Origin of the sequence: Methylomonas sp. AM2-LC, assembly GCF_039904985.1 — a bacterium.
GTDB lineage: Bacteria > Pseudomonadota > Gammaproteobacteria > Methylococcales > Methylomonadaceae > Methylomonas.
Map to the genome: position 1 here is coordinate 1,363,033 of NZ_CP157005.1, position 17,042 is coordinate 1,380,074.

Consider the following 17,042-nt stretch of genomic DNA (forward strand, 5'->3'; position numbering starts at 1 on the left):
TCTTATTGTCCAACACCTTTTAACTGTCTTTCAATATCTTGCATATATAATTGCATAACGGATTCGAAAGCAGGAGGAATGTCAGTTAACAAGCAGCCAAGTCTTAGTCCATTAGTTGTTGGGCTGGTTTTTACCTGTTTGATATATTTTACGATGAAACTTAGGGAACCAGAACTGCGTTCGTGTAGATACAGGTTACATGTCATTGCTTCAGAATCGGGAGTAAATTTGCTTTCTAGGGCAGTGTTAGTAACTAATATAGAAAACCCACGGATGCCTAAATCAAGCAATTTGAAGTCTTGAGTATCGATAAATGTTTCGTTTTCAGCGTTTTCCAGGCTCAATGAGATTCTGCAAAAGCTACCAGTATGAAAATGCGGAATTTTTACGCGGTAAAAATTGCGGCGTTGTAACCAGAAAATGGCATCCGGTAAGGGCATGCTCAGCACAGGTGAGCCATCAAGCACTGATTTTTTGATTTTATGGCCTCTAAAAGAAACCTTTATCCCTTCATACTCGGTACGAAATAATACTTTTACAGCATTTAATAGCTGATTGTTTAGTTGTTCGTTTGGCGCGCAATCAAGTTTAATCTCTTTGGCTTTTGCATCAATCTCAAGTAAAACGGTTAGAAAAGACAAATTATGATCGCCAAATTGTGCTGAAATAATACATTTTTTGGTCATTAACTCCGTTAAATGATTAACTACCTGTTTGGGGTGGCTAATAAGATAATCAGTCTCGTTTTTCATTAAATCAGGTCTTAAAGTTGGAATATTAGGTTAGATTTTAGCAGAGTTAAAGATGTATGCTGCAGGCATTTTAATATTTTCGTCATTAGTGAGCGAATCTTTTGTATTTGTTCAGTTTGTGGTTAAGATTATTAGCTCGGGTATGGGCTGGAAATAGGGAAAATATTTAACAAGTTTGATATTGGGTGGCTGGGTTCGTCCATCGAGGGACGACTAGATAAATAGTACGTGAAAGTTTGAAATTTGATAGTGATCTATCATCATGACCAAATACCGTAGCCCTTAACTTCATGATGCTAACGGTTTTACCGTTAATCATGCCGAATGCAAGGCAAATCGTAATATTGATATATTACGGAAAGTTTTGCAGAGACCAAACAATGGCATTCCTTTCGCATGGATGCTGTTGACGTTTCGCACAATCATCCAAGTTATCAACTTTATGAACAGGAATGATTTATCCAAAAAAGGGGTAACATAATTTCGCCAGATTTTGATGGTATTGAACTCGAATGATGCGCCGCCCGTTGGTTGGCACATCCTACAGCTCTACAACCCTGCGATATGTCGAAAATTGCCCGCGTAAGCTAGAGGGTCGTAGTGCTGAATTGGGGGTAATCTATTATTATCAATTTCTTAAAGTGAAAATTACGATATATGCAGTATTGATTTTTTTATCTTTCCATCAATGTTTTCAACAATTCTCCAGCTACTTTCATCATTCATGGTTATCCACCGTCGCTCTTCTGTTCTATAGAACCAGTCTTTATCATTTTGATAGAACAATTGAACGCCATTAGTCTCATGAATATTGAGAATTTCATTACCATGCGAAAGGATTTCACTATGATCTGTGATAGCCTTTTGCCCCATCTCGCTATATAGAATGTTGAGATTTAGAAGCATTGAATTAATTTTTCTTGGAAGTGAGCCAACATTTAGCCCTATTTCTTTTGCTTCATCCATTAGAATTGGATATGAGTGAGATGGATATTTCGAGTTTAAGGTAGTAGCAATTTCTAGCGCTTTTTCCTTGTCTTTAATATGGTAAAAGAGGATTTCTTTGCAAAGCATTATTGAAAGCGATTCAGCTCTATCAACTGCGCCAACGACTAACGGGTGAATGTACTCAAAGATGCTCGCGTAAGGATTGGTTGAATTTTGACCAGCTTGAGATTGCCATCTCTTTACAACCCTATTCAACTCATCGAGACTAACGCTGACTCTAGCGTTATCCCGGTCAACAGGGGATAGCGAGTGATTAAGTGAAGTATCGACAGCCGTAAGAAATGCTGTTGGTCCCATTAGGATTTGATCAGCGCCAATAGCTATCATTGTTGCTGCTGAGGCGCACTCATGAGGCACTAGTGCAACCAATCGAGTGCAATACTGACGAAGAAGATTTACCATCCGAAGGGATGCTTGTCCGTTTCCACCATCAGACTTTATAAAAAAATATAATGTTTCATTATGCCCTAATTTTTCTAGAAGGGCGTTTAAAGCAATTACATCATTCGCACACACTGAGCCACGCGGATTGTTCCAATATGAAATTACAGGGCTTCCGAGCTCATTTGAAATATTTTTTATCAGGGTCTGCGTTTTTGCAAATAAAACAGGTGGTTGTTTAATTTTCTTTTTGTTTTTTACCTGTTCACTTTCCATCGCTTTCTCCATTACCCTTATTGCAATAATTAAATATTAGGATAAATTAATCCACATCAATTTGTTCTGCAGGCACATATAAATCCACATAGTGTTTGTACACTTTTTTATCAATAAATACTTCATACAAATCTGGATCTATATGGCCGTTTTCTTTCATGCTTTTTAAAATGGCCAATGCTTCAGAGAGTTTTTTACCTTTTTTATAAGGTCGATCCGCATCCATCAACGCCTCAAATACATCAGCAATGCCCATAATACGTGCTTGAACAGACATTTGTTCGCGCCTTAAACCTTTGGGATAACCCTTGCCGTCCATGCGTTCGTGATGGCCTCCTGCAAATTCAGGTACATTTTTTAAGTGTGTTGGAAAGTTTATAGATTCCAACATATCGATGGTGGCATTAATATGATTATTGATGATTTTGCGCTCTTTATCCGTCAGTGTGCCGCGAAAAATGCATAAATTATTAACTTCGTCTTCTGATAGCAGTGGCAAGACTTGTTGATGCAATTTCCAGCTAACCTGACTCAGTTGATGAATGCGCTCTTGATCATTAGCCGACATGGATTCAGTGCCGAAGTTGCTATGTTTGATAAAGGCCAGATCCATTTCTATTTGACTGAGCATGTCATTAAATTGTTGCTCAATATGGATATCCCAAAGCTGATTATTTTCCAATGCAAAAACTTTTTGTTTCAGCATGGCAATTTCCTTATCGCGTTTTAATACTTCAAAACGAGTTTCAATCAGTTGTATGCGATCAAAAATAGTTTCCAGTTTAGTGGCTTTATCCATCACAAACTCTGGCGTGGTAATTTTTCCGCAATCATGCAGCCAGGCAGCAACTTCCAGTTCCTTGCGATCAGCAGGGCTTAAAGAAAAGTCTTTAAATAAGCCGTCATCAGTTTCATGGACAGCATCAGCCAACATCATGGTTAATATAGGTACCCGTTTTGAGTGCGCACCCGTATAAGGTGATTTTTTGTCAATCGCAGTAGCAATCAATTTAACTAATGATTGAAATAAGTTTTCAAGATCAATAATTAGTTGCTGTTGGGTAAGAACTATGGCCGCTTGAGCAGCCATTGCCGTGGTGATTTTTTGTGAAACTGCGTTAAAGCCAATCACTGTTTTGGTAGTGGGATCTAAGGCATTTACCAGTTGTAAAACACCAATCACCTGACCTTTATGATTTTTTAAAGGAATAGTCAGTAATGATTTAGTGACGTAGCTATATTGCTTATCAAACTGTTTAGGGCCAGAAAAATCAAAATCATCCGTTGTGCTGTACACATCAGGAATGTTGACTACGCAATGTTTATGAAATGAATAACACACAACATGGCTAAGATTGATGCTGCCATCTGCATGGTAAAGAGGCATTTTAGGCAAATTGACTGCGTTTTCGGAGCTGCCGCCTAGGTGGATCTTTAGGCTTTCGGAGTGAATAATACGTGCAACGATATTGTTTTCTTCAATTCGATAAAGTGTGCCGCCGTCTGCCGCCGTAATAGACTTTGCACAAAGCAAAATTTTCTCTAGCAGTATTTCTACATCATGTTCATCCGATAATGCAATGCCAATGTCAATCAGCATTTCAAGCTGGGCAAGAATATTCTGGTCAGTCATCAGTAAATGCGAAAGGTTTTCAGATTAATAAAAATATAGCGCTATCATACCTTGATATGGTCGGTAAATTATCGAATGTTTGCTGAAAATAGTGAATTGGCTCAATAAATCTTGCAATAAGGTTGTTAGATATTTTCGGTATAAGCGCAAAGTTATTCGGCTAGGATTTGTGCATTCTTTCGCGTCTGGCTGCCATTGGATTTTGTATTAAAGGACGGTAGATCTCTATTCGATCTCCCGCGGATAGTATTTTTTGCAGAGTGCAAATTTGACTGAAAATTCCAATTTTATGCTGTTGCAGATTTATTTCTGGAAAAAGTTGTAATATGCCTGAAGTTTCAATCGCATCATTTGCTGTGCAATTTAAAGGTACTTGCACCGGTATAACAGTTTGTTTTTGTAGGGTTGCATACACTACTTCAATTGCTATCGTTTCAGGTACCATAAATTGTTTTAGCGCGTTGCGTAAAAGAGCTGACCATAGTGTTACAAATCTGATTAAATACCGGGCCAAACGCCAAGCTGGTCAGCTTGCCAGAAATTTCAAATTCCAGATCCAGTGAAATTTTGCTGGCATCTTCCCGTAAGGCTAAAAAGTTCCATACGCCTTCCAATGAAGAAAATGGCCCATCTAATAAACTCAAATAGATTTTTCCGCCACGTTCCAAACGGTTTCGAGTGGCAAACGATTTATGAAAACCTGCCTTAGCAATCTGAATTTCACCTTCAACAATGTCATTTTCACGCCGTAAAATGCGACTACCACTACACCAAGGTAAAAACTGCGGATAGGATTCAATATCTGCAACCAGCTCATACATTTGTAATGCAGAAAATTTAACTAATGCACTTTTTTGTACCACGGTAATCATTAAAACACCCCTAGTACGTGCAGAAACACCAAAAACACGGCCGCAGGTGAAACATATTGAATTAAAAATTGCCAAATTTTGTAGTCTGACTCAGGCATTTCCAATTCTTGCGCACTGTCACGGGTTTTCATGATGCGGCCAGCAAACCATGCAATTGCCAATCCGCCTAAAGGTAACATTAAGTTGGCTGTCAGGTAATCCAGTAATTCGAATAGATTCTTGTCGAACAGTTTATGACCCGACCAAATATTAAACGAAAATACTACTGCAATTCCTAACAGCCAGCAGCCAGATCCAGCCCAAATACATGCTTTTTTTCGATCCCATTGGTGACTTTCTTCCAGCCAAGCGATGGTGGGTTCAATCAGGGAGATTGAAGAGGTTAACGCGGCTAAAAACAGTAGCACAAAGAAAAGTACACCAAATAACCAGCCGCCGCCCATTTTTCCAAAGGCGAGCGGTAAGGTTTGAAATATTAAGCCTGGACCACTCCCTACCTCCAGTTGATTGGCAAATACTAGCGGGAAAATGGCAATACCAGCCAATAAAGCCACAATAGTATCGGCTCCCGCAATAACAAATGTGGTTTTGGCAATAGAAATATGCTTGGGCAAATAAGAGCCATAAACCATAATAGATCCCATGCCAAGGCTTAAGGTAAAAAAGGCATGACCCATAGCAGTCAGTACGGCATTGGCATTAATTTTACTGAAATCAGGACTAAATAGAAATTTAATGCCTTCATTATAGGCGCCGGATGTCATGGCATAACCTACCAAAATCAGTAAAATAAAAAATAGGGCCGGCATTAACAATTGTACTGCTTTTTCCAGGCCGCCTTTTACACCGCGCATTACTACTTGGAGCGTAATGAGCATAAATACGGTATGCCAGAATATTTGCTGGATTGGGCTTTGCATTAAATCATCAAATAAATTTTTAATGTCGCTAGCATCGCTACTAAAAAAACTACCGAAAAAGGCTTTGCTGATATAAGCCATTGACCAGCCTGCAATAACACTGTAATAAGCCAGAATCAAAAACCCTGCAATCATGCCGAGCCACCCCAGATAACGCCAGCGACTATCGGCACCTGCTTCTATTGCCAAACTTTGCATAGAGTTGACAGGACTTAGATGGCCGCGCCTGCCCAGCATGATTTCTGCAATCATTATGGGAATGCCAAGTGCCAGTACGCAGCCCAAATACACCAAAACAAAGGCTCCGCCACCGTTTTGTCCTGTGATGTATGGAAACTTCCAGATATTACCCAAACCAACTGCTGAGCCTGTTGCTGCAAGGATAAATGCGAAACGGGAAGACCATTCGCTGTGGGTGGTTTTTGGGGTGTTGATCATTTTAAAGTTGCCTGGTCTGTATTTAAGTCGTTATCTTGTCAAATATTTGGGTAAAATAACAAAATTCCTGTTTTTCGTCAGTCTAAATTATTAATGCACAAACATGGCAGCTAAAAAATCCAAAAAGGACAGCAAGCAAACCGACAATACAATTGCCGTCAATCGACAGGCAACTCATGAATATTATATCGAAGAACAGTTCGAAGCGGGGCTGGTGCTAGAGGGGTGGGAAGTAAAAAGCCTAAGAGATGGCAGGGTTCAGCTTAAAGAAAGTTATGTTGACATACGGCGAGGCGAAGCTTGGCTGTGTGGCGCGCATGTATCGCCTTTATTATCGGCATCAACGCATGTAAATCCAGAAGCGGTACGTAGAAAAAAATTATTATTACATCGTCGCGAGCTCAATAAATTAATTGGTTCTGTGGAGCGAAAAGGTTATACCCTGATTCCTTTATCCATGTATTGGATCAAGGGACGTGCAAAACTAAAAATTGGTTTGGCCAAAGGTAAAAAATTACACGATAAACGAGCCTCTGCTAAAGATAAAGATTGGGAACGTGATAGGGCCCGTATTATGAAGCATGGATAATGATGATACATCCCAATTTACTTGATAGCCGAGATAGCTTATTGCTCATTATTGATGTTCAGCAGCGGTTAACTGCGGCGATGTCGGAATCTGATGCCTCGTTGATGGTGTCGCAACTGGGCAAAATATTACAAGCGGTAAAAATTCTGGAAATCCCCGTATTAGTGACGGAGCAGTATCCACAAGGTCTAGGAGCTACTTTAACCGAGATCATGGATTATTTGCCTGACGATACAGGCGTTTTTGCTAAAACAGGGTTCTCATGCTGTGCGGCGGATGGATTTTTGGAGGCTTTGCAGGCTAGTGGTCGTAAGCAATTGATTTTATGTGGACTGGAAGCCCATGTTTGTGTGTTACAAACAGCTTTGGAATTGTTATCGCGTGGATTCCAGGTTTATGTGTTGGATGATGCTGTTTGTGCAAGACGTATTAAGCATAAGGTACTTGCTATGCAACGATTGCAACAGCAGGGGGTAACGCTGTCTTGCGTTGAATCAGTATTGTTTGAATGGTTGAGAGATGCAAAACATATGCATTTTAAAACTATTTCCTCGTTAATTCGTTAAATTAGGATCTTTAGGAGAGTGTCCATGTGGTATCGGTTCGGATTATTATTCTTACTCTTAGCTGCTTGCACGTCTGAACCACAGTTTCAGAAAATTGAAGGGCTTACCCAAGGTACCACTTTCCATATTACCTATTGGTCGGAAGTGCCTGTTAATACAAAGGCCATTGAAGCCGAAGTGGGAAAAGTTTTGGAAGATATCGATAAAAATTTGTCGAATTATCGCAAAGATTCAACTATTGAATTGTTTAATGCAAATACCTCGACCTCCCCACAAGATGTGGGCGATGAAATCGTCACTCTGGTGCGAGTGTCTCAGACGGTTTCGCAACTCAGTCAAGGTTGTTTTGATCTGACGGTTAAACCCATTTTTGAACTATGGGGATTCAACACTGATGAGTTGAAAATTCCTGCTCAGGATGTCATTCAGAAAACGTTGGATCAGGTGGGTATGTCAAAGCTGGAGGTGGTGGATGATACCCACTTACAGAAAAAGCAAGCTAATGTAACGGTAGATGTTTCAGCGGTGGCCCAGGGTTATAGTGTGGGTAAAATTAGCGATGTCCTCGAGCAATTTTCAGTTGAGAATTATATGGTCGAGATCGGCGGGGAACTTAAAACGCATGGACATAAACCGGGTGGGCAAGCTTGGGTAATTGCTGTAGAAAAACCTTTGCCAGGAGAACGCAGTATCCACAAAGTGATTTCTATGCCCAAAGACAAGTCTATGTCGGTAATGACTTCAGGTACTTATAGGCATTATTTTGATGCTAACGGTCAACGCTATAGTCATATTCTGGATGCCAGAACGGGAAAGCCAGTAACGCATAATTTGGTGGCGGTGACTGTGCTGCATGAAAACCCCACCATAGCAGATGCTTGGTCAACTGCATTATTGTGTCTGGGTTATCAAGATGGGTTAAATCTTGCTAACAGTGAAAAAATTAATGCAATTTTTATTAGACAGCAGGATAGTGAGTTACTTGAAACGCAAAGTGATGCGCTAAGAGTGAACAATACGCTGACCATACAATGAGAGCCGCCTGGACCGCAAATCTTAGCGCTTTAAATAGAGAAAGCAATTGGGTGTGTTTTATTGCTGATTGGAGTCACAACGGCCTGTTTTTGGGAGAACATTATGTTTGATGTAACTGGTAATTGGGTAATCGCCGTGCATGGCACCGGTGGTGGAGTGGCTGACAGTCTCGATACACTGCTAACCAGCCTGGAAAATTTGTTGAGCCTATCCGCGCCCGATATTTTTCCCACTTTATTTCCTGGTTTGGCCGCAATGGAAAATGTACATCCCTTGCTTGTGCATTTTCCAATTGCCTTGTTAAGTTTGTTCTTTTTATTGGATGTGTGTGCGTGGGTGTTAAATAAACCGGTTTGGCGTAAAACGGCCAGTTGGTTTTTATATTTGGGTACTTTCTTTGCAGGTTTTACCATGCTGGCGGGTTTGCAGGCAGCGTCTGAAGTTGCGCATGACGAGGAAGTACACGCTATTATGGAAAATCATGAGCATTTAGGAATTTCCATTTTTTGTTTGGCTGTTGGGTTGTCGGTATGGCGGATACTGCAAAAGTCTGTTTTAGAGGGATTGCCCAATCTGCTTTTTCAATTTTTTTCAGGTGTTTTATGTCTGTTATTGTTGTTTGCAGCCGATTTAGGTGGATTGATGGTCTATAAATATGGCGTGGCAGTTTCGGCAGCTCCTTTGAGCGAATCGTCCGAAAATACACATCATCATCACGAAGATGAGTAATCAATGCAGGCTTTTAAAATGCATAAAGGATTTCAGTTTAGCCTATGTTATCCTAGCCGACCATTTTTATGAGACGAATTATGCGAACCCGCGTTAAAATATGCGGTTTTACCAAAGTTGAAGATGCGCTGTGTGCTGCTAGCTTAGGTGTAGATGCTATTGGCGTGGTGTTTTATCCACCCAGTCCACGGCACGTTGAGATTGACCAAGCGGTTGAAATTGTCCGCGCATTGCCGGCTTTTGTGAGTGTAGTGGCTTTGTTTGTGAATGCGGAACCCGCATTTATTACTGAAGTAATACGTAAAGTGCCGGTAGATTGTTTGCAATTTCACGGGGAGGAGTCTGCCCAGGCTTGTAGAGGATTTGCCAAACCTTATATTAAAGCGATACGCATGCAGGCAAATAGCAATGTGACAGCATTAGAGCAGCAATATTTTGATGCTGCAGGGTTGTTGCTGGACGCTTACCATCCAGGCTTACAAGGTGGCAGTGGCAATAGTTTTGATTGGGATTTAATTCCAGCCAAACGAAGTTTGCCTATTATATTGGCGGGTGGATTGACAGCAGAAAATGCCGGGCAGGCAATCCAGGTAGTAAAACCCTATGCGCTGGATGTCAGTAGCAGTGTTGAAGCCGAAAAAGGCATTAAAGATGCAGAAAAAATGGCTGCGTTTATCAGAAAAACTAATCAAGCGATAGAAATATATGACTGACAAATACAATATGCCAAATGGTCAAGGTCACTTTGGACCCTATGGCGGTATTTTTGTAGCGGAAACGCTGATGCCGGCAATCAACGAGTTGAATGAAGCGTATCAACGTTATCTGCAAGAACCGGAATTTATTCGGGAACTGGATGCGGATTTAAAACATTATGTAGGTAGACCCTCGCCTTTATATCATGCTGAACGCTGGAGCAGGGTGCTTGGTGGTGCCCAGATTTATCTGAAACGAGAAGATCTGAATCATACCGGTGCGCATAAAGTTAATAATACCGTCGGTCAGGCCCTGTTGGCAAAACGTATGGGTAAAACGCGCATTATTGCTGAGACAGGTGCAGGTCAGCATGGTGTGGCAACTGCCACGGTTGCTGCCCGGTTGGGATTGGAATGCGTGGTGTACATGGGGGCCGTTGACGTTGCCAGACAGGCTTTAAATGTCTATCGTATGAAACTGCTCGGTGCACGGGTAGTGCCAGTTGAATCTGGCTCTAAAACACTAAAAGATGCACTTAACGAAGCCATGCGCGATTGGGTTACCAATATTGATAACACTTTTTATATTATAGGTACTGTGGCGGGGCCTCATCCTTATCCGGCTATGGTTCGCGATTTTCAGTCTATCATTGGTCGCGAAGCCAAGCAGCAATGTTTGGAACAAGCGGGTAAATTACCTGATGCATTGGTGGCTTGTGTCGGTGGTGGTTCAAATGCAATTGGTTTGTTTTATCCGTTTATTGATGATAAGTCTGTTGCAATGTATGGTGTTGAGGCGGCGGGTGATGGTATTGAAACCGGCCGACATTCTGCTCCACTGTCTGCAGGTCGCCCCGGTGTGTTGCATGGAAATCGTACTTATTTGATGGCCGACGATGATGGTGAAATTATTGAAACGCATTCCATCTCTGCCGGGTTAGATTATCCAGGTGTGGGGCCGGAACATGCATGGCTTAAAGATATTGGGCGAGCACAGTATGTGAGCATTACCGATAATGAGGCCTTGGAAGGATTTCATGCACTCACTAAAATGGAAGGCATTATTCCAGCACTTGAATCTAGTCATGCTATGGCTTACGTAACTAAGTTAGCACCGCGTCTAGCTAAGGATCAGGTGATTATAGTCAATCTGTCAGGACGTGGTGATAAAGACATGCACACCATAGCGCAACGAGAGGGTATTAAAGTATGAGTCGCTTAGCTAATAAATTTGCTCATTTGAAAGCGACAGGTCGTAAAGCGCTAATTCCGTTTGTGACTGCGGGTGATCCCTATCCAGCATTTACAGTACCGTTGTTACATGAGATGGTTGCCGCTGGTGCTGATATTATTGAACTTGGAGTCCCTTTTTCTGATCCAATGGCAGATGGTCCAGTTATTCAACGTGCAAGTGAACGTGCTTTGGCACATCATATTGGTTTACGTAAAGTTTTAACTATGGTCGCTGAATTTAGACATACCGATCAGCTGACACCCGTGGTATTAATGGGGTATTTGAACCCTATTGAAATTATGGGCTACGAAGCCTTTGCTAATGCAGCACAGCAGGCAGAGGTGGATGGTGTTTTGATAGTCGATTTACCCCCAGAAGAATCAGAACAGTGTGTGGCTTTATTGCGCACTCGTGAAATCGATCAAATTTTTCTGTTGGCGCCTAATAGCGGTAGTGAGCGTATCCAGAAAATGGATGCTGTGGGTAGCGGTTATCTTTACTATGTTTCATTGAAAGGTGTCACAGGTGCTGGGCATTTAAACACTGATGAAGTTAAACAAAAATTGCAATTAATTCGTGAAAATACTCAATTACCCATCGGTGTGGGTTTCGGAGTCAAAGACGCTGAAACGGCAAAAATTATTGCCAATATTGCTGATGGAGTAGTGGTTGGAAGTGCATTGATTAGTAAGATTGAAGCAAATCTTGATAATTCCGAACAAGCTAAAAGCGAAATAATTGCATTGTTAAAGTCCATGCGTCAAGCCATGGATAGTAACGAGTCGAGTGGAGAACAGTAGATGAGTTGGTTTGAAAAGTTAGTTCCTTCTATTATCAGAACAGAAACGTCTCAAAAACGGACTTCTGTGCCAGAAGGTTTATGGAATAAATGTACACGCTGTGATGCCATTTTATTTAATGCAGAGTTAGAGAAAAACTTTAATGTTTGCCCAAAATGCGATCACCATATGCGTATTTCGGCACGTGCACGCTTGAATTTGTTTTTGGATGAAACCGAAAGACAAGAAATAGGTTCTGGATTAAAGCCTAATGATCCCTTAAAGTTTAAAGATAGCAAACGTTATAAAGATAGACTCAGTCAAGCGCAAAAACAAAGCAATGAAAGCGAAGCATTGTTGGTGATGAAAGGTACTTTAAAAAACAAACCCATTGTTGCCGCCGCATTCGATTTTGGTTTTATGGGTGGTTCTATGGGCTCAGTTGTGGGTGAGCGTTTTGTAAGAGGTATCAACGAAAGTCTTAAATTACGCGCGCCGTTTGTTGTTTTTACGGCGAGTGGCGGCGCACGTATGCAAGAGTCCTTATTTTCTTTGTTTCAAATGACAAAAACCAGTGCTGCGCTCACTAAGTTAGCCAAAGCGGGAATTCCCTATATTTCTTATATGACGGATCCCACTATGGGAGGCGTTTCAGCAAGTTTAGCCATGCTGGGTGATATTAATGTTGCTGAACCTAATGCCTTGATTGGTTTTGCGGGTCCACGCGTGATAGAGCAAACGGTGCGGGAGAAATTGCCGGAAGGTTTTCAGCGCAGTGAATTTCTACAAGATCATGGCGCAATCGATATGATTATTGATCGCCGTTATATGCGCGACACCATAGCAGATATTTTGGCAATGCTTTATTCAGATCCTGCTTTCCCTGTTCAGACTATTCAAGAGGAGGCTTTTGCAAGTACTGAATTCAGCGCTGACAGTCACTCCCCCAGTATTACGCAATAACAGGTTGTAATGGCGCGTTTCGATTCGCTGGATGCTTGGCTAAACTGGCAAGAACAGTTACATCCAAGACCTATTGACTTAGGTCTGGATAGAGTAACAGGTGTATATCAGCAGCTGGCATTTGAACGTAAAAAAATCCCTACCATAACTGTCGCGGGTACAAACGGCAAAGGCTCGTGTATTGCTTTTTTGGAAGCCATCTATCGGGCTCAGGGCTATAAAGTGGGCGCTTATACCTCTCCTCATATCGTTCGTTACAACGAGCGTATCAGAATAAACGGTAAGGCGGTGTGTGATGAGGAGATCTGTGAAGCCTTTGCTTTGATTGATAGTGTACGAGCAGAGACTAGCCTTAGTTATTTTGAGTTTGGTACCTTAGCGGCACTCAAAATATTTGCAACAGCTCAGGTTGACGTACAATTGTTGGAAGTAGGCATGGGTGGGCGTTTGGATGCAGTAAATATTATAGATCCTGATGCGGCATTAGTGACGACAATTGCTATAGATCATGTTGATTGGTTAGGGAATACTTTGGAGGCCATTGGCAGGGAAAAGGCCGGGATATTTCGTTCGGGAGTACCTGCGGTTATTGGTGATGAACATCCTCCTGCTTCTGTGCCGATGTCTGCTTTGGAAAAACAATCTTTATTGTTGCAATTAGGCCAAAACTTTTTTTACCGAAAGCAGTCTGTCGATAGCTGGGATTGGTTTGGTGAACAACAACACATTAAAGAATTGCCAGCACCAGCAATTAAAGGCGAACACCAATTCAAGAATGCTTCAGCAGTGTTGATGACGGTTCTGTCACTACAATCACTATTACCCATTTCTGAATTGGCTATTCGTAACGGTTTGCAGCAGGCACAGTTAATGGGACGTTTTCAACTCATCCTTGGCGAAAAAACGGTATTGTTGGATGTTGGGCATAATCCACAAGCGGTACAAACTTTGATTGATTATTTATTGGTCTCATTTCCAAAGGTCAAAATACATGCTGTTTTTGCTATGATGAAAGATAAAGATATCTCAAGTGTTGTGTCTATGATGCGTGATTATGTGCAAGACTGGTATTTGGCGCCATTGAAGAATCCACGCGCAGCCAGTGAAGAAGTATTAATAAATTATTTTCAGCAACAACAAATTTATTCTGTGAACGCTGGTTTTACCGATTTTTCAAGTGCTTTTAATGCTGCTTACAGCAATGCATTGCAAGGAGAATTGATACTGATTTTCGGTTCATTTTTTCTAGTGTCGGAATATTTAACCAAATTTGCCTAGAGGTAATATACATGGATCAAGAATTGAAACAACGTTTGATCGGCGCAGCAGTTATCACTGCCTTAGCTGCTATTTTTATACCGATGCTATTCGACGACGCCGTTGATGAGGTTGGTAAAGAAGTGAATATGCTCACGCTACCACCAATCCCCACTAAAGAGCAGGAAGTGGAAATTGCTCCATTACCTGATAAAACCGAAGATATTGTTACAGAAACCACTGCACCTACTGAAAAGTCACTGAAATCTGCACCTGTTATGACTGAAGATGATGGTGAAGCGTCTGTTGCGCCACCTAAGCATATAACCCATTTGTCTTCCAATAATAAAGTGAGTGAAAGTGCAGCAAAAGTGACGCAAGCTCATCCTTCGAGTGGCGCTATAGGTGATGATGATCAGCCAGTTGCCGAAGCTGAAGATGTGATGCCCTTGGCAAAGCCAGTAAAACCAGTTACACCCGCAGTAATACCTGCTCCACCCGTTAATGCTACTGCGCCTAAGATATTAAAACCAGTTTCTAAGCCGGTTGAAAACACAGCTGTTGAAACGATAGCAAAACCGGGAACTGGCAATGACACTGGAACACGTTGGTATTTAAATGCGGGTTCTTTCAGCCAAAAGGCTAATGCAGTAGCGTTGCAGGATAGTCTTAAACAGCAAGGGTTTGCAACTACGCTTAAAGAAATTGGTAGTGATAAAGGGATAGTGTATAAAGTTCGTATTGGACCTATGCTAGATAAAGCCAAAGCCCAGGCAGTTAAAAATAAATTGTCACAAATCAATGTAAATAGTTTTGTTTCACCTGATGAGTGATTAAATTCGCTACATAAAAAATAACGCCTATTTATGACAGACTTTTTGTCTACTAACAGTTGGGTCTGGGTAGATTATACTATTGTTGGTATTGTATTGTTTTCTGCGGTATTGGGTTTGTTTCGGGGTTTTATCAAAGAAGCGCTGGCAATGCTGATCTGGATAGTGGCATTCTGGGTGGGTAGTCAATACTGTCATGAATTTTCGGCACTGTTTCAAGATACTATTAACCAGGTTGCTGTTAGAACGGCACTTGCATTTGTGCTACTGTTTATCGGAACTGTAATGCTGGGTAGTCTCATCAGTTTTTTGCTCAGTAAATTAGTGCAAAAATCAGGCTTAAAGTTTACTGATAGATTGTTAGGCTTGGGTTTTGGAGTGGTGCGTGGCTTTGTATTGGTGGGTGTGCTGGTTTTGGTGGCGGGTTTTACACCCTTGCCGGAACAATCCTGGTGGAGACAGTCAAAATTTTTACCTTCGTTTCAATCTTTGGCCGTTTGGTTAAAAGATCGCATTCCGTCAAATGTGGCGGACTATATCAAATTTCGTTAATTTATTGAGTCAAATATGTGTGGTATCGCCGCAATAGTTTCTAATCAGAATGTTAATCAAGATCTGTATGATGCCTTAACGGTTCTACAGCATCGTGGACAGGACGCCGCGGGTATTGCAACCTGTGAAGGATCGCGTCTACATTTACGCAAGGATAACGGATTGGCACGTGATGTCTTTTCCAGTGCTCAGATGTTGAAATTAAAAGGTAATATGGGTATTGCCCATGTCAGGTATCCAACCGCAGGTTGTACCAGTTCTGCAGAAGCGCAGCCGTTTTATGTGAATTCACCCTTTGGACTCACTTTGGCGCATAACGGGAATTTAACCAATACTGAAGAGCTAAAAACGCAGGTGTTTGTGGATGATCAACGTCACATAAATACCGATTCTGACTCGGAAGTATTGCTGAATGTCTTTGCGCATGAATTGCAACAATCCGGTAAATTGACGCTGAATGTGAGTGATGTTTTTGATGCAGTCAGTGCGGTGCACAAACGTTGTCGAGGGGCTTATGCGGTAGTGGTTATGATAGCGGGTTTCGGCGTACTCGGTTTCAGAGACCCACACGGAATACGGCCTATTGTATTCGGTGAACGCAAAAATGATGATGGTTCAACTGACTACATGATCGCCTCAGAAAGTGTGGCATTGGATGTGCTGGATTTTCATTTACTTCGCGATATTGCGCCAGGCGAAGCTATTTTTATCGAAGCCAATGGTAAATTGCATACCCAACAATGCGCTGAAGAAATCAATCACTGTCCCTGTATTTTTGAATACGTGTATTTTGCTCGCCCAGACTCAATTATTGACGATATTTCGGTGTATAAAGCGCGTATGCGTATGGGTAAAAAACTCGCCAAAAAAATCCTTAAAGACTGGCCAGATCATGATATTGATGTGGTCATTCCTATTCCCGATACCAGTCGTACGGCTGCTGCACAAATGGCGCACGATTTGGGGGTTAAATTTCGTGAAGGGTTTATGAAGAACCGCTATATTGGCCGCACATTTATTATGCCTGGGCAAAAAATGCGGAAAAAATCCGTGAAGCAAAAGTTAAATGCTATCTCGTTGGAATTTAATGGCAAAAATGTATTATTAGTGGATGATTCGGTGGTGCGAGGCACCACTTCGGAACAGATTATTCAAATGGCAAGAGATGCCGGCGCCAAAAAAGTGTATTTTGCGTCTGCTGCACCACCGGTAAGGTATCCGAATGTTTATGGTATTGATATGCCTGCAGCCAATGAGTTAATTGCGCATGGTAGAACTGAGCAAGAAATCTGTGAAGCGATTGGGGCTGATAAACTTATTTATCAAGATATTGACGATTTGATTGATGCCGTGGGTAAAGGTAATCATGCGATCAAACACTTTGATACGTCCTGTTTTACAAACGAATATATTACCGGAGATATTGATGAGGCTTATCTGGCACGCATTGAATCTTTACGTAATGATAATGCCCAGGAACAGCGAAAATCTCAAAATCTGTTACTGGAAATGCAGAATGAAGATTAAAGG

18 protein-coding genes are annotated in these 17,042 nt (G+C 41.5%); 12 read left to right on the forward strand and 6 right to left on the reverse strand.

The genetic code is table 11. The features are described 5' to 3' along the window. Positions 1-2: 2 nt before the first annotated feature. The 6 genes from ABH008_RS06110 to ABH008_RS06135 form a co-directional block, all read right to left on the reverse strand. Positions 3-752: a flagellar brake protein gene (locus ABH008_RS06110; protein WP_347988970.1), complete on the reverse strand. Its 750-nt coding sequence runs from the start codon at positions 750-752 to the stop codon at positions 3-5. A 648-nt stretch (positions 753-1,400) separates the two neighbouring features. Beyond that, entirely contained in the window at positions 1,401-2,417 is a 1,017-nt protein-coding gene (locus tag ABH008_RS06115; RefSeq protein WP_347988971.1) for an ATP-dependent Clp protease proteolytic subunit, read from the reverse strand. Positions 2,418-2,463: 46 nt separating this feature from the next. Then, positions 2,464-4,050: an HD domain-containing phosphohydrolase gene (locus tag ABH008_RS06120; RefSeq protein WP_347988972.1), complete on the reverse strand. Its 1,587-nt coding sequence runs from the start codon at positions 4,048-4,050 to the stop codon at positions 2,464-2,466. Between the two features lie 160 nt (positions 4,051-4,210). Next, positions 4,211-4,495, reverse strand: a complete 285-nt coding sequence (locus tag ABH008_RS06125) for an RnfH family protein (protein WP_347988973.1) — start codon at positions 4,493-4,495, stop codon at positions 4,211-4,213. Further along, positions 4,485-4,919 (reverse strand): type II toxin-antitoxin system RatA family toxin, encoded by a 435-nt coding sequence (locus tag ABH008_RS06130; protein ID WP_347989951.1) that lies wholly within the window; start codon positions 4,917-4,919, stop codon positions 4,485-4,487. Before ABH008_RS06130 ends, ABH008_RS06125 begins: the two co-directional genes overlap by 11 nt. 2 nt (positions 4,920-4,921) lie before the next feature. After that, positions 4,922-6,280, reverse strand: a complete 1,359-nt coding sequence (locus ABH008_RS06135) for a sodium-dependent transporter (protein ID WP_347988974.1) — start codon at positions 6,278-6,280, stop codon at positions 4,922-4,924. 103 nt (positions 6,281-6,383) lie between these two features. Between ABH008_RS06135 and smpB the strand changes: the two genes are divergently transcribed. The 12 genes from smpB to purF all read left to right on the forward strand — a co-directional run bounded on the left by smpB (position 6,384) and on the right by purF (position 17,039). Continuing rightward, entirely contained in the window at positions 6,384-6,869 is a 486-nt protein-coding gene (smpB, locus tag ABH008_RS06140; protein ID WP_347988975.1) for an SsrA-binding protein SmpB, read from the forward strand. Continuing rightward, positions 6,869-7,435, forward strand: coding sequence for an isochorismatase family protein (locus ABH008_RS06145; protein WP_347988976.1), 567 nt, complete (start codon positions 6,869-6,871; stop codon positions 7,433-7,435). The genes smpB and ABH008_RS06145 overlap by 1 nt, the downstream gene beginning before the upstream one ends. Positions 7,436-7,459: 24 nt before the next feature. Further along, a complete protein-coding gene (locus ABH008_RS06150; RefSeq protein WP_347988977.1) occupies positions 7,460-8,470 on the forward strand; it encodes an FAD:protein FMN transferase in 1,011 nt (336 codons plus the stop codon). A 102-nt stretch (positions 8,471-8,572) separates the two neighbouring features. Then, positions 8,573-9,199, forward strand: a complete 627-nt coding sequence (locus tag ABH008_RS06155) for a DUF2231 domain-containing protein (RefSeq protein ID WP_347988978.1) — start codon at positions 8,573-8,575, stop codon at positions 9,197-9,199. A gap of 80 nt (positions 9,200-9,279) precedes the next feature. Then, a complete protein-coding gene (locus ABH008_RS06160) occupies positions 9,280-9,912 on the forward strand; it encodes a phosphoribosylanthranilate isomerase (protein ID WP_347988979.1) in 633 nt (210 codons plus the stop codon). After that, on the forward strand, positions 9,905-11,107 hold the full coding sequence (gene trpB, locus ABH008_RS06165; protein ID WP_347988980.1) for a tryptophan synthase subunit beta: 1,203 nt from the start codon (positions 9,905-9,907) through the stop codon (positions 11,105-11,107). The genes ABH008_RS06160 and trpB overlap by 8 nt, the downstream gene beginning before the upstream one ends. Further along, positions 11,104-11,928: a tryptophan synthase subunit alpha gene (gene trpA, locus ABH008_RS06170; RefSeq protein ID WP_347988981.1), complete on the forward strand. Its 825-nt coding sequence runs from the start codon at positions 11,104-11,106 to the stop codon at positions 11,926-11,928. The genes trpB and trpA overlap by 4 nt, the downstream gene beginning before the upstream one ends. Then, the gene (accD, locus tag ABH008_RS06175; RefSeq protein ID WP_347988982.1) at positions 11,929-12,870 is read left to right on the forward strand and encodes an acetyl-CoA carboxylase, carboxyltransferase subunit beta; all 942 of its coding nucleotides are present in this window, start codon (positions 11,929-11,931) and stop codon (positions 12,868-12,870) included. Between the two features lie 9 nt (positions 12,871-12,879). Then, the gene (gene folC, locus ABH008_RS06180; protein ID WP_347988983.1) at positions 12,880-14,148 is read left to right on the forward strand and encodes a bifunctional tetrahydrofolate synthase/dihydrofolate synthase; all 1,269 of its coding nucleotides are present in this window, start codon (positions 12,880-12,882) and stop codon (positions 14,146-14,148) included. 11 nt (positions 14,149-14,159) lie between these two features. Further along, positions 14,160-14,960 carry an SPOR domain-containing protein gene (locus ABH008_RS06185; protein ID WP_347988984.1) on the forward strand — a complete coding sequence of 267 codons (801 nt, stop codon included), beginning with the start codon at positions 14,160-14,162 and terminating at the stop codon, positions 14,958-14,960. Positions 14,961-15,005: 45 nt separating this feature from the next. Then, positions 15,006-15,512, forward strand: a complete 507-nt coding sequence (locus ABH008_RS06190; RefSeq protein WP_347988985.1) for a CvpA family protein — start codon at positions 15,006-15,008, stop codon at positions 15,510-15,512. 15 nt (positions 15,513-15,527) lie between these two features. Beyond that, positions 15,528-17,039 carry an amidophosphoribosyltransferase gene (gene purF / locus ABH008_RS06195; RefSeq protein ID WP_347988986.1) on the forward strand — a complete coding sequence of 504 codons (1,512 nt, stop codon included), beginning with the start codon at positions 15,528-15,530 and terminating at the stop codon, positions 17,037-17,039. Positions 17,040-17,042: the final 3 nt, after the last annotated feature.

Coding starts and splice junctions, on each gene's coding strand:
- ABH008_RS06160 (WP_347988979.1), top strand. CDS start 9,280: ATGCGAACCCGCGTTAAAATATGCGGTTTTACCAAAGTTGAAGATGCG.
- ABH008_RS06150 (WP_347988977.1), top strand. CDS start 7,460: ATGTGGTATCGGTTCGGATTATTATTCTTACTCTTAGCTGCTTGCACG.
- ABH008_RS06155 (WP_347988978.1), top strand. CDS start 8,573: ATGTTTGATGTAACTGGTAATTGGGTAATCGCCGTGCATGGCACCGGT.
- folC (WP_347988983.1), top strand. CDS start 12,880: ATGGCGCGTTTCGATTCGCTGGATGCTTGGCTAAACTGGCAAGAACAG.
- ABH008_RS06115 (WP_347988971.1), bottom strand. CDS start 2,417: ATGGAAAGTGAACAGGTAAAAAACAAAAAGAAAATTAAACAACCACCT.
- ABH008_RS06185 (WP_347988984.1), top strand. CDS start 14,160: ATGGATCAAGAATTGAAACAACGTTTGATCGGCGCAGCAGTTATCACT.
- trpA (WP_347988981.1), top strand. CDS start 11,104: ATGAGTCGCTTAGCTAATAAATTTGCTCATTTGAAAGCGACAGGTCGT.
- accD (WP_347988982.1), top strand. CDS start 11,929: ATGAGTTGGTTTGAAAAGTTAGTTCCTTCTATTATCAGAACAGAAACG.
- purF (WP_347988986.1), top strand. CDS start 15,528: ATGTGTGGTATCGCCGCAATAGTTTCTAATCAGAATGTTAATCAAGAT.
- ABH008_RS06125 (WP_347988973.1), bottom strand. CDS start 4,495: ATGGTACCTGAAACGATAGCAATTGAAGTAGTGTATGCAACCCTACAA.
- trpB (WP_347988980.1), top strand. CDS start 9,905: ATGACTGACAAATACAATATGCCAAATGGTCAAGGTCACTTTGGACCC.
- smpB (WP_347988975.1), top strand. CDS start 6,384: ATGGCAGCTAAAAAATCCAAAAAGGACAGCAAGCAAACCGACAATACA.
- ABH008_RS06110 (WP_347988970.1), bottom strand. CDS start 752: ATGAAAAACGAGACTGATTATCTTATTAGCCACCCCAAACAGGTAGTT.
- ABH008_RS06135 (WP_347988974.1), bottom strand. CDS start 6,280: ATGATCAACACCCCAAAAACCACCCACAGCGAATGGTCTTCCCGTTTC.
- ABH008_RS06145 (WP_347988976.1), top strand. CDS start 6,869: ATGATGATACATCCCAATTTACTTGATAGCCGAGATAGCTTATTGCTC.
- ABH008_RS06120 (WP_347988972.1), bottom strand. CDS start 4,050: ATGACTGACCAGAATATTCTTGCCCAGCTTGAAATGCTGATTGACATT.